This window comes from Streptomyces sp. NBC_00102, assembly GCF_026343115.1.
Taxonomy (GTDB): domain Bacteria; phylum Actinomycetota; class Actinomycetes; order Streptomycetales; family Streptomycetaceae; genus Streptomyces.
Window position 1 is genome coordinate 2,266,482 of sequence record NZ_JAPEMC010000001.1, and the last position, 14,757, is coordinate 2,281,238.

General features: G+C 72.1%; 13 protein-coding genes. 5 read left to right on the forward strand and 8 right to left on the reverse strand.

The window, feature by feature from the left end; translation table 11 throughout:
* The first annotated feature begins 43 nt into the window (after positions 1-43).
* On the forward strand, positions 44-640 hold the full coding sequence (locus tag OHA55_RS09985; RefSeq protein WP_266704866.1) for an isochorismatase family protein: 597 nt from the start codon (positions 44-46) through the stop codon (positions 638-640).
* 30 nt (positions 641-670) lie between these two features.
* Here OHA55_RS09985 and OHA55_RS09990 read toward each other — a convergent pair whose 3' ends face one another.
* Together OHA55_RS09990 and OHA55_RS09995 are read right to left on the reverse strand one after the other, a co-directional pair.
* Positions 671-1,015, reverse strand: coding sequence for a hypothetical protein (locus OHA55_RS09990; protein WP_266704868.1), 345 nt, complete (start codon positions 1,013-1,015; stop codon positions 671-673).
* 123 nt (positions 1,016-1,138) lie between these two features.
* Positions 1,139-3,535, reverse strand: a complete 2,397-nt coding sequence (locus OHA55_RS09995; RefSeq protein WP_266704870.1) for an immune inhibitor A domain-containing protein — start codon at positions 3,533-3,535, stop codon at positions 1,139-1,141.
* 373 nt (positions 3,536-3,908) lie between these two features.
* On the opposite strand from OHA55_RS09995, the gene OHA55_RS10000 reads away from it, so the two are divergent.
* Positions 3,909-4,196 (forward strand): hypothetical protein, encoded by a 288-nt coding sequence (locus tag OHA55_RS10000; protein ID WP_266704872.1) that lies wholly within the window; start codon positions 3,909-3,911, stop codon positions 4,194-4,196.
* Between the two features lie 41 nt (positions 4,197-4,237).
* Here OHA55_RS10000 and OHA55_RS10005 read toward each other — a convergent pair whose 3' ends face one another.
* Positions 4,238-4,903: an RDD family protein gene (locus tag OHA55_RS10005; protein WP_266704874.1), complete on the reverse strand. Its 666-nt coding sequence runs from the start codon at positions 4,901-4,903 to the stop codon at positions 4,238-4,240.
* Positions 4,904-5,031: 128 nt separating this feature from the next.
* Complete coding sequence (locus OHA55_RS10010) at positions 5,032-6,597, reverse strand: RDD family protein (RefSeq protein WP_266704876.1); 1,566 nt, start codon at positions 6,595-6,597, stop codon at positions 5,032-5,034.
* Between the two features lie 214 nt (positions 6,598-6,811).
* Here OHA55_RS10010 and OHA55_RS10015 point away from each other — a divergent pair, with 214 nt between their 5' ends.
* Positions 6,812-7,303 (forward strand): SsgA family sporulation/cell division regulator, encoded by a 492-nt coding sequence (locus tag OHA55_RS10015; protein ID WP_266704878.1) that lies wholly within the window; start codon positions 6,812-6,814, stop codon positions 7,301-7,303.
* 27 nt (positions 7,304-7,330) lie between these two features.
* Here the strand turns inward: OHA55_RS10015 and OHA55_RS10020 are convergent, their stop codons facing one another.
* Positions 7,331-8,707 carry an FAD-binding oxidoreductase gene (locus OHA55_RS10020; RefSeq protein ID WP_266704880.1) on the reverse strand — a complete coding sequence of 459 codons (1,377 nt, stop codon included), beginning with the start codon at positions 8,705-8,707 and terminating at the stop codon, positions 7,331-7,333.
* A 97-nt stretch (positions 8,708-8,804) separates the two neighbouring features.
* On the opposite strand from OHA55_RS10020, the gene OHA55_RS10025 reads away from it, so the two are divergent.
* On the forward strand, positions 8,805-10,556 hold the full coding sequence (locus OHA55_RS10025; RefSeq protein WP_266704882.1) for a tetratricopeptide repeat protein: 1,752 nt from the start codon (positions 8,805-8,807) through the stop codon (positions 10,554-10,556).
* A gap of 25 nt (positions 10,557-10,581) precedes the next feature.
* Here OHA55_RS10025 and OHA55_RS10030 read toward each other — a convergent pair whose 3' ends face one another.
* The 3 genes from OHA55_RS10030 to hppD all read right to left on the reverse strand — a co-directional run bounded on the left by OHA55_RS10030 (position 10,582) and on the right by hppD (position 14,143).
* Positions 10,582-11,991 (reverse strand): endonuclease/exonuclease/phosphatase family protein, encoded by a 1,410-nt coding sequence (locus OHA55_RS10030; protein ID WP_266704884.1) that lies wholly within the window; start codon positions 11,989-11,991, stop codon positions 10,582-10,584.
* A 135-nt stretch (positions 11,992-12,126) separates the two neighbouring features.
* The gene (locus OHA55_RS10035) at positions 12,127-12,915 is read right to left on the reverse strand and encodes a DUF4097 family beta strand repeat-containing protein (protein WP_266704886.1); all 789 of its coding nucleotides are present in this window, start codon (positions 12,913-12,915) and stop codon (positions 12,127-12,129) included.
* Positions 12,916-12,997: 82 nt separating this feature from the next.
* Entirely contained in the window at positions 12,998-14,143 is a 1,146-nt protein-coding gene (hppD, locus tag OHA55_RS10040) for a 4-hydroxyphenylpyruvate dioxygenase (RefSeq protein ID WP_266704888.1), read from the reverse strand.
* Between the two features lie 134 nt (positions 14,144-14,277).
* Here hppD and OHA55_RS10045 point away from each other — a divergent pair, with 134 nt between their 5' ends.
* Complete coding sequence (locus OHA55_RS10045; protein WP_266704890.1) at positions 14,278-14,751, forward strand: Lrp/AsnC family transcriptional regulator; 474 nt, start codon at positions 14,278-14,280, stop codon at positions 14,749-14,751.
* The last annotated feature ends 6 nt before the right edge of the window (positions 14,752-14,757 follow it).

Below are 14,757 nucleotides of genomic sequence, written 5' to 3' on the forward strand. Positions count from 1 at the left end.
CCCCCCGCCCGTCATCCGCTCCCCCACCCGAAGGACACCCGCCATGCACCGCGCGTTGATCGTCGTGGACGTTCAGAACGACTTCTGTGAGGGCGGCAGCCTCGCCGTGGCCGGTGGCGCCGACGTCGCCGCCGCGATCACCGATCTGATCGGTGAGGCCCAGGCCGGTTACCGCCACGTGGTGGCCACCCGTGACCACCACGTCGACCCGGGCGACCACTTCTCGGCCACGCCCGATTTCGAGCACTCCTGGCCGGTGCACTGCGTCGCCGGCACGGAGGGCGTGGGCTTCCACCCGAACTTCGCGCCCGCGGTCGCCTCCGGGGCGATCGACGCGGTGTTCGACAAGGGGGCGTACGCGGCGGCGTACAGCGGTTTCGAAGGGCTCGACGAGAACGAGGTGGGGCTGGCCCAGTGGCTCCGGGACCACGGGGTCACCGAGGTCGACGTGGTCGGCATCGCCACCGACCACTGCGTGCGGGCGACCGCGCTGGACGCCGCACGCGAGGGCTTCACCACCCATGTCCTGCTCGACCTGACGGCGGGCGTCGCGGCGCCCACCACCGTGCGGGCCCTGGAGGAGCTCCGCGCGGCGGGTGTGGAGCTGTCCGGCGAGCCGGTCGTCGCCCGGCCGGAGTGAGGCGTCGCGGTCCCGTCGCCGGGACGGGCGCTACGCGGCGGGCCTGGCCGGGCCGGGGTGTCCGGCCGGGCCCATCAGCGCGCGTATGGGGTGCCAGAGCTCCTGGGCGGCCTGCGGGGCGTCCCGCCAGAGCAGCCCGTCCGGATGGTGCAGCACCGCGGTGATCTCGTCCGGGGTGGGCGGCTGGCTGTTGCCGCGGAGGTAGACGGCCCGCAGCCCGAGGTTGCGCAGCCGGGTGAGGGCGCGGGCCCGGTTCGCCGCGTGGACGAGTACGCGTACGGGGGCGCCGGGACGGGCCCCGTGGGGCGGACGGGCCAGGGTGAGTGCCACCACCACCGAGCCGTCCGGCAATCTGCTGAATCCTCCGCCTGCCATGGTTCGCGCTCCCCCGTGAGACGTCGTGTCAATAAGGATCGGAATAACAGGCACCTAAACACGATCGGCCGCTGCCCGCCAGAGGGCAACGGCCGATCATGTTGTGACCTGCGGTGATGCGGATTACTTGGTCGAGGGGCCGACCTTCACGGTGATCGTCGAGCCGTTGAGCGGCTCGTCGACGATGGTGAGGCGCGTGTTGGTGTCAGAGACCTTCACGCTTCCGGTCGGGTTCTCCGCGTACCAGTAGGTGCCCTTGTGGTCGTCGAAGAGCGGGACGCCCAGCGTCGGCTTGATCTTCAGTGCCACGTCCGCGTTGTGCAGCGTGAAGCCCTGGTTGGGGTACCAGCTGAACGGGGCGTCGAACGGCTGGATCTTGTTCCGCAGGATCGTTCCGTCGGTCCACTTGAGCGGCTTGGCGTGCGAGTCGACCGGCAGGATGAGGCCCTCACCCGGGTGGGTGGAGGTGTTGTTGTCCGCCTGCGAGGTGTCCCAGAGCCAGACCATCAGGCCGTTCTGGTAGGCGTAGTGCTCGACCCAGTCCGGGCGGGTGGTGGAGAAGCCGAAGTTGTACGGGCCGACCTTGAGGGTCTCGTCGTACGAGGTGTACTGGCGGTTCTCGGCGATGTAGTACTGCGGGTAGTCGTTGGTGAACGACGCGCCGATCCGCGAGAAGCCCTTCGACGTCCAGCCGTTGTCGTCGCCCTCGGCGTCGTCCGAGAAGATGACGGCACCGTCGGCGCTGATGGTGAGGGCGTCGGCGGTGAAGCCCTTGCCGGCCACTCCGCCGTCGGAGGCGTAGCGGAAGCGGAGGTCGATCTTCTTGCCCGCGTAGGCGTCGAGCGGGAACGACAGCTTCTTGTAGGCGCCGGAGGTGTCGGTCAGACCGGGCTTGTCGCTGGCGTCGCGCGGCAGCTCCTTGCCGTCCACCGTGCCGTCGATCGCGGTCCAGTTGGCGCCGCCGTCGGTGGAGACCTCGGTGTAGAGGTAGTCGTACTCGGCCTCGATGTCGTACCAGCCCGAGAAGTCGAGCGAGGCGGACGTCTTGCCGGTCAGGTCGACCGAACGGGTCAGCGTGTTGGACAGGTTGTCGCCGCTGCCGCTCCACCACTGCTTGGTGCCCTGGGCCGGGGTGACGACGGAGGTGGTGACCTCCTTGTCGGGGAGATTGACGACCAGCGCCTGCTTGTTGGCCGTGTTGTACTCCGAAACGCCGAGCTTGTGCGTGGACTTGGTCGCCGCCTTCGCGGTGTCGTAGTCCAGCCAGCCGAGCTGCAGCTTGTCCCAGGCGGTCATGTCGCCGGGGGTGTCGCCGATCTCGCCCTGACCGCGTCCGAGCCAGGAGCCCGCCGACATCAGGGACCAGAAGCCGACCGAGTTCTCGCCGCCGCCGGAGGTGTCGTAGAGGTCCGGCAGGCCGAGGTCGTGGGCGTACTCGTGGGCGAAGACGCCCAGTCCGCCGTTTTCGGGCTGCACGGTGTAGTCACCGACCCAGATGCCGGTGTCGCCGATCTGCGCGCCACCCGCCTTGTTGCCCGTCGGTCCGGTCGCCCCGGCGTTGGTGCCGTACGCGTACCAGCGGTGCGCCCAGATGGCGTTCTCGCCCTGGACACCGCCGCCCGCCGACTCGTCCTCGCCGGCGTGGACCATCTGGAAGTGGTCGATGTAACCGTCGGGCTCGTTGAAGTTGCCGTCGGCGTCGTAGTCGTAGCGGTCCCACTGGTCGTACTGGGCCAGGTCGGCCTTGATCTGCTCGGTGGTGGAGCCCTTGGCCTTCTGGTCGGCGGCCCAGGCGTTGACACCGTCGCGGACGGCGTCCCACACGCTGGCGCAGCTGCTGGCGCCGCAGTAGTTGGATCCGTAACGGGCCTCGTTGTAAGGGATCTTGACCCAGTCGGAGACTTCGCCGTTGACCGAGTAGCGGCCGGACGAGGTCTTCTCGTAGTACTTGGTCAGCGAGTTGGAGGACGCGCTGGTGCCGAAGTACAGCTCCTGGAAGTGCGCCTGGTTGTAATCGGCCTGCCAGGCGGTGCTGTTGTCCTTCTTCGGGTCGGGCTGGGCGATCTGGTTGTGCGCCGGACCCGGCGTGCCGCCGAACTTGACGACGGGCGCCTCGGGGCCGGAGCCGTCGGGGTCGTACATCGTCGAGTTGTCCACCTGGTCGCCGAACTCGACCAGGATGGTGAAGATCTTGTCGGTCTTCTCGCGGCCGAGTTCGACGTACTTCTTGTCGTCGAGCTTGACGACCTTGGAACCGCCGCGTTCGGTCACCTTCTTGTCGCCCGAGATGACCTGCTCCAGGGCTGCCTGGCGCTCACTGTTCTGCTTCTCGCTGAACGGGCCTTCGAGGTTGTGCTCCTCGGCCTTCTCCGGAGCCGGGTCACGGCTCTCGGTGACGGACGTTCCTGCCGGTGTCGGCTGCGCTGCCTGCGCGACGAAGAACGTCGACGCGGTAGCCGCGCTCGCGGCCATGGCCACGACAACTGCGGCAGCACGGAGGCCGCTTCTCTTACTGGTCACCTGATGTCCTCCCCGGGCGTTCGCTTACGCGGCCAGGGGGTGACTGAGGGCCGCGCGCACGTGGACGCGTCACAAGTGACGACATTTGATCGGAGTTGCTGGAGAAAAGACAGACCTTGACTTGTACCGACCAAGTGCACTATGCAGGAGCCGCCTTCCGTTATCCGGACAATCACTCTTCCGCCAACCGGCGCGTCTTTCGGGCGCCTTGGCACAGCTCGTGAGCCAATGCGCCCCCCGTGCACCGTCCTTGGTGAGTTAGGGCATGCTTATCCACGGCCCCCACGGGCATCCACGTCCAGAGCCTTGCGTTCGGGGCCGTCCCGACGTGTGGACGGGTCCTCATCCGACGACCTCCAGGACGGATACCGCCATGCCGCGTCCGACTGCCGCACAACTCGCCTACGGTTGCGCCACCGTCGTCCTCGTCACCTTCGTCCTGCTGCTGGTGTCCGGCGCCTCGTCGGCGCTCGCGGTGGGCGCGATCTGCCTCGCGGCGCTGGCCCTGGGGCTGCTGGTGGCGGTGACCGCCCCCAGGGCCCGCAGGGCCCGGGCCTCGGTCCCGGCCGACGCTCCCCGCGCGTACCGGACGCCCGCCCGCGCGCCCCGGGAGAGCGCCACCGGTGCCGAGGAGCCCGTCGGCGGGAACGCCCGGCGCTGAACTCCCGCGCGCCGGCCCGACGGGAGCGGCCGGCGCACGGCTCAGCCGGCACTGACCACGACCGTCTTGGACGCCTTGTCCTGCAGGCCCTGCCGGTACGGCTTGTCGGTGAACATCAGCACGATGTTGATGAGCCACCACAGGCACGGGCAGCACAGCAGCGCCGGGAGCCAGAGCACGACCGCCCGCATCAGCGAGGCGTTGGTGCCGGGTACGCTGCCGTCGCTCAGCATCGCGACGCGCAGCTTCAGCAGCCGCTTGCCGAGGGTGCGGCCGTCCTTGTGCGTGAAGTAGGTGTCGTAGCCGACGTAGCAGACCAGCGCGATCAGTGACCAGATCAGCTGGTGGCCGGTGTACGTGTTGGTGACGGCGTTGCTCACGTCACTGTCGCCGTTGTCCGAGGTGACGTCGACCGCGCCGCCGAAGGGCAGCGAGATCAGATACAGCGGGATCGAGATGATCAGGAAGTCGATCAGCCGTGCCAGGATCCGCACGCCCGGCCGACCGAGCGGCGGCATCCCCGCGAGCGGGTCGGCGCCGCCGTACGGGCCGCCGTCGTACGGCCCCGGGTCGTAGGGCGGCGGCGGGGGCGGCGGGGGTGCGCTGTCGTACGGCGAGCCCGACGGCGGCGGGGGGTCCTGGGGCTTCTTGAGGAACGGATCGTCGTCCTCGGGCGGCTGGCCGGGCGTCGGCGCGTCGTTGCTCATGCGGGCAGTGCACCCCGGCCCGCACCGCCCCGCAACGGCTCAGGTGCTTTCGAGTGACGATCCGTCAGCCCACGGGACGGGTAACGGTCCGGCTCTCCGGTCCGTCACCCTCCGCACATGACGGGCGGTCAGCCCGCCACGAAAGTACGGGCCGCCTTGTCGTGCCAGCACTGGCGCCACGGGCGGTCGAACAGGCACCACGCGGCGTCGAACACCCCGATCACCAGCAGCCCGAGGAGACCGTGGACGAGCCAACGGCGCAACGCGGCTCCCAGCGTGGGCACGTCCTGGGACTCGACGTCGCGCACCTGGATGCCGAGGAGCTTCTTGCCGAGCGTCCGGCCCCACTTCGCGGTGGGCAGGGCCTCCAGCAGGAAGCCGACGACGAGGAAAGCGGCGAGGGCCCCGCCGAGCTGCCCGGCGGTGGTGGAGTCCAGCAGATGGACCGTCACCGTGCGGCCGGAGAGCTTCGCGGCCTCGATCTTCGCGTCCATGTGGTCGATGGCCGCGGTGACCAGCGGGAATCCGGCCGCGCCGACGAGCGCCCCCAGCACCACCGTGTCGAAGAGCCGGGCGACCAGCCGCCGTCCGAGCCCGGCGGGCCGGCCCGCGGACTGGGCGCGGGCCATCTGCTGGAACGGGTCGTCCACCGGCGGCTTCCACGGCACGACGGGCTGCTCCGCGGCCTGAGGCCCGGCCGCACCCGGCCCGCCGAACGGCGCGGCGCCGGCCGGGGCCTGGATCTGCGGGGCGGCCCGCGGGGACTGGTACGCCTGCGGGGCGGCCTGCTGGACGCCCTGGGGCTGGTACGCCTGCGGCGACTGCTGGGCCTGAAGCGGCTGCTGGGCCTGTTGCTGCTGCTGGGGCGGTTGCTGTGGCTGGGCCCAGGAGGCGGCGCCCTGTCCGGGGCCGGCCTGCGCACCCGGGGTGCGGAAGGGTTCGCGTACCGGGGCGGGGCCCTGCTGCCGTGCGGGCTGCTGGCGCTGGGGGCCGGCGGGTGGCTGGTACGGGGACGGGGCGGGGGCGACCGCGTCCCGGCCCGCCGCGCGGACGGCCGCGCCGTCGGAGGACGGGTCCCCGGAGCGGGCGTCGGGGGTGGCGTGGACCGGGCCGTCGTGGCCGCCGTCCCGTCCGGCGGGCAGCGCGGCCGGGGCGGCGCCGTGCGGCAGGGCCGGGCGGCGCGGGTCCGGGCCGGCGTCGGCGAAGGCGCGCGGGTCGGCTCCGCGGGGTCCCTGCCCGGGCACCTGTCCTTCGCCCGGCTCGCCGCCCCAGGAGACGCGGCGGTCGGCGTCGTTGCCGAAGCCGCCCTGCCGGGACGTGTCGGCCTGCCACGCGGAGGCGGGCTCGGGGTGATGGGCGCGTTCGACGGGGAGGCCGCCCGGATGGACGGGGGCCTGCTGGGACGGGTCGAACCGGGCCGCCGAGGCGGCCTCCTGGGCCGCTTCCTCCTCGTCGAAGAAGACCGGTCCGGTCTCCTCCACGGGGGCGGCGGCCGGGGCCGCGCCCTGGTGGGGCTCCACGACGGCTCCGGGGGTGACGCCGGGGCCCGTCGCGTCCTGCCCCGGCGCGGGGCGGCTCGTCCCGGGAACCCACGAAGCCCCGTTCCAGTAGCGGACGTAGCCGGGGATGGAGGGATCGGGGTAGTACCCCTCACGGGGGCGGTCGTCACCGGGTGCCGGAGTTGGCGCGCTCATCAGCGGGTCCCGTATCTCTTCGTAGCCGCAACACAAGAGTCAACATCTATCAGACCACCGCCTTCCCCCGGGCCGGTCCTGGCGTTTGGGCCACTTTCAGGTCCCGCCGAAGATTTTCTCTTCAAGTCGCGTCATCGCGGACGGGGAGCGCGCTCTCTCCTTGTGCGGGCCGGTCGCGGGACCGGTCCCTGGGCATCGAAAGGTCGTGCATCTCATGCGCAACGTCGTGGAACGTGAGCTGGAACTGAAGCTGGTCCTGTCGCCCGAGCGCTCCATTCCGGTGCCCGCCCGGTTGACGTACCGGGCGGACGACCCGTACGCCGTGCACATCGTCTTCCACGTCGGGTCCCAGTCGCCCGTGCACTGGACGTTCGCGCGGGAGTTGCTGATGGAGGGGGTGTTCCGGCCGTGCGGGCACGGGGACGTGCGGATCTGGCCGACGAAGGTCGGGCGGCGCGACGTCATCTGCGTCGCGCTCAGCTCCCCCGACGGCAACGCCCTGCTGGAGGTTCCGTCCGCCTCGGTGTCGGCCTGGCTGGAGCGGACCCTCACCGTGGTCCCGCCGGGCACGGAGAGCGAGGGCCCCTGGGGGGAGCTGGTCGACCGGGAACTCGCCGAGCTGCTCTCGCCGCTGCCCGCCGACGACCTGTGGCTCGCCGACCCGTTCGGCCCGGACGACGCCCCCCAGGACGGCAACGAGGCCTGAGGGGGTGCGTGGACGCGGTCCGGTGGTTCAGAAGAGCTTGCCCGGGTTGAGGATGCCGAGCGGGTCGAAGGCGGCCTTGATTCCGCGCTGCAACTCGATTCCCACCGGGCCGAGTTCCCGGGCCAGCCACTCCTTCTTGAGGACGCCCACGCCGTGTTCGCCGGTGATGGTGCCGCCCAGTTCGAGGCCGAGCGCCATGATCTCGTCGAAGGACTCGCGCGCCCTGCGGGATTCGTCGGGGTCGGCGGGGTCGAAGCAGACGACGGGGTGGGTGTTGCCGTCGCCCGCGTGGGCGCAGACGCCGATGGTGAGGCCGTACTTCTCGGCGATGGCGGCGGTGCCCTCGATCATCGCGCCGAGCCGGGAGCGGGGTACGCAGACGTCGTCGATCATCGTGGCGGGCTTGACGGTCTCCAGCGCGGGGAGGGACATCCGCCGCGCCTGGAGCAGGAGTTCGGACTCGGCGACGTCGTCGGCGGGGACCACCGCGGTGGCTCCGGCCTCGGTGCAGAGCTCTCCGACCGCGGCGAGATCGGCGGGCGCGTCGGGCGTGTCGAAGGCGCAGAGGAGGAGGGCCTCGGTGGATTCGGGCAGGCCCATGTGGGCCGTCGCGTTCACCGCGCGGACCGTCGTACGGTCCATCAGTTCGAGGAGTGACGGGGCGTGTCCCCGCTCCATGATCCGGCAGACGGCGTCGCAGGCCGCCTTCGCCGAGGGGAACTCCGCCGCGAGCACGAGTTGGCGCGGCGGCTTGGGGCGGAGCGAGAGGACGGCCTTGACGACGATCCCGAGGCTGCCCTCGGAGCCGACGAAGAGGCGGGTGAGGTCGTATCCGGCCACGCCCTTGGCGGTGCGGCGGCCGGTGGTGAGGAGGCGCCCGTCGGCGAGGACGACGTCGAGGCCGAGCACGTACTCGGCGGTGACGCCGTACTTGACGCAGCACAGGCCGCCGGAGGCGGTGCCGATGTTCCCGCCGATGGTGCACGACTCCCAGCTGGAGGGGTCCGGCGGGTAGCAGAGCCCGTGTGCGTCCACCGCGCGGGAGAGGACGGCGTTGACGACGCCCGGTTCGACGACGGCGATCCGGTCGACCGCGCTGATCTCCAGGATGCGGTCCATCTTCACCAGGGAGAGCACGACGCACCCCTCGGAGGCGTTGGCGCCGCCGGAGAGGCCGGTGCGGGCACCCTGCGGCACCACGGGGACGCGCAGCGCGTGCGCGGTGCGCATGACGTGCTGGACCTGTTCGACGGTGCGCGGGAGCACGACCACCAGGGGCGCCCCCGCGTCGCAGAAGCTCGCCATGTCGCGGGCGTACGACGCCGTGACGTCGGGGTCGACGAGGAGTGCCTCGGCGGGCAGGCCCGCCCGAAGCCGTGCGAGGAGATCGTCCCGGTGGTCCATGCCCCCAGCCTGGCACCCGACGGCCAATGGTGTGAACCCGTCTGCGGCGGCTGTTCCGGAGCGCGGTGTGCTCTTCGTACTGACGCAAGGTGCTCGTATGGATGTCATGCCGCAGCAGGACCCCGATGCCCGCACGATGCCGTCCGCCCCGCCCTTCCCGCAGGACGGGCCCGGCCGGGACGCGCCGTCCGAAGGCGGGCCGCCCGTCGCCCCGGCCGACGGCTCCCCGCCGGGCGGGCCGGCGGACCCCTCCGGGGCAACGCCCGTGACTCCCCCGCCCACCCTGCGGACCTCGCTGCGGCGGGCCGCGGTCGGGGCGGTGGCCGCCGGGGTGCTGGTGGCCGGCGCGCTGGCGGCCGTGCCGGAGGACGCTCCGGACACCGCGGCCCCGGCGCCCGGAGCGGCGGACCGGGCCCGGTCGGCGGCGACCGCCGGGGCCCCGGCCTCGCTCTCCGACCTGACCGCGCTCATCGGCGACCGGCAGAGCTGGGTGCGGAGCCACCCCACGGACGCCCCGGCCTGGGCGGCGCTCGGTTCGGCGTACGTGGAATGGGCCCACCGGTCCGCCGACTTCGCGTACTACCCGCGCGCCGAACAGGCCCTGAAGCGCTCGCTGGCGGCCGTGCCGGGAGACCGCGGCAACGCCGCCGCCTGGGTGGGACTGGCCGAACTCGCCGACGCCCGGCACGACTTCCTCGCGGCGAAGAAGTGGGGCGAGGCGGTACGGGACAGGGGGCCGGGTCTCTGGTCGGTGTACCCGGCGCTGATCGACGCGTACGACGGGCTCGGCGACTACGAGGCTGCCGGCAAGGCCACCGAGCGGTTCGCCGCCCTGCGCAAGGGAGCCCCCGCGCTGGGCCGCACCGCCGACATGTACCGCAACCAGGGCTGGCGCGAGGACGCGCTGGCCGCCGCGCAGGAGGCTGCCGACCGTTCCGCCACCCCCGCGCAGAAGGCGGAGGCCCTGCACCGCCTCGGCGACCTGGCCCGCGAACGGGGCGAGGCCGGGGAGGCGCTGGCGCAGTACGACGCGGCGCTCCGCGTCGAGCGGGGCCACCACGTCTCGCTCGCCGGACGGGCCCGCGCACTGACCGCGCTCGGCCGTACCGACGAGGCGATGGCGGAGTACCAGAAGGTGCTGCAGCGCCTCCCGCGTCCCGAGTACGCCCTCGAACTCGCCGAACTGTACGAGTCGTCGGACCTCGACGGGGACGCCGCCAGCCAGTACGCGACGTTCCGGAGGATGGCCGCGGCGGCCGAGCGGAACGGGGTGGACGAGTCGCTGCCGTTGGCCCGTTACGAGAGCGACCACGGCGACCCGGAGGCGGCGGTGGAGCTGCTGCGCGACGCGTGGGACGAGCAGCGGCGGAGCGCGGAGGTCGCGGACGCGCTGGGCTGGGCGCTGCACCGGGCCGGGAAGACGGAGGAGGGGATGGAGTTCGCCCTGAAGGCGGCCGACAGCGGGGTCCGCAGCGCCTCGTTCGCCTACCACCTGGGCATGATGGAGGCGGAGTCGGGCGACACCGGTGCGGCCCGCCGCCATCTGGCGGAGGCCCTGCGCACCGATCCTGCCTTCTCGCCGCTGGACGCCCCCGCCGCCAGGGCGGCGCTGGACGGGCTGGGCGAGCCGGCCGGGGGCGGGCCGCAGGACCTGCGGCAGGCCCCCGGCCCGGACCCGGTGGAGGCGCCCGCCGAGCCGCGGCAGGAGGCGCCGGCCGCACCCGCGGCGCCCGCACCCGCCGCACACCCGGCACCGGCCGTTTCCGCCGCACCCGCGCCGAAGGAGCCCGCCGCGCCCGCGCCCGCCGACGCGTTCGCCCCGCAGGAGAAGAAGTCTCCGGCGGCCTGACGGGTCGGCGTGCATCGGGTGGAGGTCAGGTCGCGTCGGCGGCGACCCAGAAGTAGCAGTTCGACGTGATCGCGGAGTCCTGGGTGGCGTCGCTCGAACGGACCCGCCATCCGTACCGGTAGCCCGGTTCGAGGGACGGTACCTGGACCGAGACGGTGCCCGAGCCGGTGACGGACGCGCTGGCCGATCCGGCCTCGCCCATCACGATGGGCTGGGGCCGGGTCTGGTCCGAGCTGTTCCAGATCGAGAACTCACCGTGCACCGGGGTGCTCGGGTCGGTGTGGCCGACGTACGCCTGGAGCTTCGGGGTCCGGGTGGACAGGGTGCCCACCGGCCCTCCGTAGCAGCCGGTCGAGGCGGGGACGTCGGCGGCGGGGACGGTCGTCATGGCGCCGGGGAGCATCGGGACGTCGGCCCCGGCGAGTCCGCCGTAGAGCGGGGCGTGGTCGGAGAGGCCCGAGGGCAGCAGGGTGGTCGCGTAGTCGGCCCGGTCGGCCATCTGGGTCCAGGAGTCGCAGTTGGCGAACCCGGCCGTCGAGAAGATGTAGTCGAGCTTGAGCGGGGTGTACGTCACCGAGTCGACCTTGCCGTCGGTGCCGGTGGCGGAGCGGGAGTAGAACGTCGGCTCGTTCGCCGCCTCCCCGGTGGTGTGGACCTCGGCGTCGCACTCGGCGAAGCGGTCGTAGAGCGGCTTCAGGGAGCCGGTGGCCGAGGCCGGGTACGTGCTGTTGAAGTCGCCGCCGACCACGAGGTCGGTGTCGCCCGCGACCACGCCCAGGACGGTGGAGACCTCGGCGCTCAGGTCCGCCTTGCCCGCGGGCATGTGCAGCCCGCACACCCGGGACTTCCAGCCGTCGACCCGGACGCAGAGCATCTTCGACTGGCTCGACGCGGACGAACGCGCGGCGAGTTCGGTGACGGTGGTCTCGGTGATGTGGCCCTTCACCGCGACCGCGATGCCCAGGGTGCCGTGCAGGTCGCCCCGGCAGTCGGTGCGCCCGTCGGGCCGCTCCATCGGGGCGACGGCGAACTCCCACAGCGGGCTCTGGGGTGCCTCGGAGCCGACGAGGGCTTTCTTGAGCAGGTCGAGGTGGCTGTCGCCCTGGGGCGAGTCGAAGCAGATCTCCTGGAGCAGCAGCGCGTCGATGTCCCTGCGCTGGGCGGCCTTGGCGATGGTGTCCGCCTTGAGGGCGGCGTACGGGCGGAACGGGCAGTAGCCCGCGTCGAGCGGGGTGGCGCCGCCCGCTTCGCCGCAGACGTTCCAGGTCATGACGCGCAGGGGCTGGGTGGTGGCGGTGGGCGTGGACGTGGCGGCCGCCGGGGCCGTCCGGGGCTCCGCCGACGCGGGGGTGTCGTGCGCCCCACCGGTGGCGCCGAAGACTGCGAGCAGGAGCAGCACGGTCAGGGTTCTCAGCAGCACGGCTGTGCGGGACACGGGCGACTCCAGTGGCTCGGTCCGCGCGGACGGGCGCCGCGCGGAGTGACGGAACCTCCGCATCCTGCCACTGGCGTGTGCGCCCAACTCCCCTGCCGTACAGAGCTTCAGGGCCCCGCCCCGGGTATCGCGCGGTCAATCGCGGGTGGCGGTGGCGTCGCCGTTGACGGTGGTGAGCGTCAGGGCGGGGCCGGTCGCGTCGGCGGTGGTGGGCACGGTCACCGAGGTGGTGCCGTTGCGGGTGGTCGCGGTGACGCGGTAGGCGGGGGCGCCGTGCGGCAGTGACACCCGGAGCGAGCCGTTGGTGGTGGCGGCGGCGAGCGGGGCCGGCGCGGTGGCGCTGGAGAGGGTCACGTCCCCGTTCACCGTTCCGGCGTGCAGCCGGCCGGAGCGCAGGGCCTCGGCGCGTACGGAGCCGTTGCGGGTGGTGAGCCGGACGGGGGCGCCGTCCCGGCCGGACCGCACGACGGTCACGTCTCCGTTGACGGTGGTGAGGTCGAGGGGCGCGTCGACCCCGGCGACGTCGATGCCCGCGTTCCGGGCGGTGACGGTGACGGAGGCGACGGCGGGTACGTCGACCACGGGCGTCCGGGGACACGCCCCGTCGCCCCGGCGGTCGTCGCCGTCGCCGTCGTCGCCGTCCGCGTCGCGGCAGTTCAGGTCGAGCACCCAGGTGTCGCCCCGGTGCGACCAACCAGCGTGCACCCGTGCGTCGGTGACGATGCGTCCGCCCTCGGACGGGCGGAGTCGCACCCCGTTCTCCGTGGTGATCACCAGCCGGGTGTCCCCGGAGAGCTCCGGGGCCGCCGCGGCTGCGGAGCGCGTACGGAAATCCCCGTCGTGCCCCCCGCAGGCGGCGAGGAGCGGGAGCACCAGCAGCAGAGGGGCCAGGCGGCGGGACCGTTGGGAGGAAGTGGCGTTCATGGTGGCCGTCTTCCCCGGCACGGGAGGTCCATGGCGCACGAGGGCCCGCGGCCCTGTCGGGACGCGGGCCCGTGCGTACGGCTCAGAGGTTGCCGCGGCGCTCCTGTTCGCGCTCGATGGCCTCGAAGAGGGCCTTGAAGTTGCCCTTGCCGAAGCCCATCGAGCCGTGCCGTTCGATCATCTCGAAGAAGACGGTCGGCCGGTCCTGGACCGGCTTGGTGAAGATCTGCAGCAGATAGCCGTCCTCGTCGCGGTCGACCAGGATCTTCTGTTCGCGCAGGGTCTCCACCGGGACGCGGGTCTCGCCGGCCCAGTCGCCGAGGGTGTCGTAGTACGAGTCCGGGGTGTCCAGGAACTGCACGCCGGCGGCGCGCATCGCGCGCACGGAGGCGACGATGTCGTTGGTGGCGAGCGCGATGTGCTGGACGCCTGCGCTGCCGTAGAACTCCAGGTACTCGTCGATCTGCGACTTCTTCTTCGCGACGGCCGGTTCGTTGATCGGGAACTTGACCTTCAGGGTGCCGTCCGCGACGACCTTCGACATCAGGGCGGAGTACTCGGTGGCGATGTCGTCGCCGACGAACTCTTTCATGTTGGTGAAGCCCATGACCTTGTTGTAGAAGGCGACCCAGTCGTTCATCCGGCCGAGTTCGACGTTGCCGACGCAGTGGTCGACGGCCTGGAAGGTGCGCTTCGCCGGGGGCTCGACGATCGGCTCGGCGGCGGTGAAGCCGGGGAGGTAGGGGCCGTCGTAGCCGCCGCGCTCGACGAGGGTGTGGCGGGTGGTGCCGTACGTGGCGATGGCGGCGAGGACGACCGTGCCGTGCTCGTCCTTCAGCTCGTGCGGTTCGGTGATGCCCTTCGCACCGTGCTCGACGGCGTAGGCGTACGCGGCGCGGGCGTCGGGGACCTCGATGGCGAGGTCGATCACGCCGTCGCCGTGCGCCGCGACGTGCTCCTCCAGGAAGGTGCCCCAGTCGGTGGACGCCTTGACGACGGAGGTGAGGACGAAGCGGGCCGAGCCGTTCGTCAGGACGTAACTCGCGGTCTCGCGGCTGCCGTTCTCGGGTCCGGAGTAGGCGACCAGCTTCATCCCGAAGGCCGTCGAGTAGTAGTGCGCGGCCTGCTTGGCGTTGCCCACGGCGAAGACGACCGCGTCCATCCCCTTGACCGGGAAGGGGTCGGCCTGCCGGGCGGTGTCGGGAGCGGTGTGCAGGGTCTCAGTCATGTTCCGAGGCTCCACCCGCGCGGCAAGGTGCGCAACAGTTCGCCGTTTCACTGCACAATCCGCCCAGTACCTGGAGAGTATGGGCGGGCTGTCTGTACATGATGACCATCACATCCGAAGGGCCGGGACGCACCGTGGGGATCGATCGTCTGGACGGGGAACTGATCGTGCTGCTGGCCCGGGAGCCCCGGATCGGGGTGCTGGAGGCGTCGCGGCGCCTCGGTGTGGCGCGCGGGACGGTGCAGGCGCGCCTCGACCGCCTTCAGTCGAATGGAGTCATCCGGGGGTTCGGGCCGGAGGTGGACCCGGCCGCACTCGGGTACCCGGTCACCGCCTTCGCGACGCTGGAGATCAAACAGGGTCAAGGCGCCCAGGTCCGGGCGTACTTGATGGGTGTGCCGGAGGTGCTGGAGCTGCACACGACGACCGGGCACGGGGACATGCTGTGCCGGCTCGTGGCACGGTCGAACGCCGATCTCCAGCGCGTCATCGACCGGGTTGTCGGATTTGATGGCATCGTCCGGGCCTCCACGGCGATCGTCATGGAGAACCCCGTTCCGCTGCGTGTCATCCCGCTCGTCGAACAGGCCGCGAGGGACACCGTCTGATCCGAG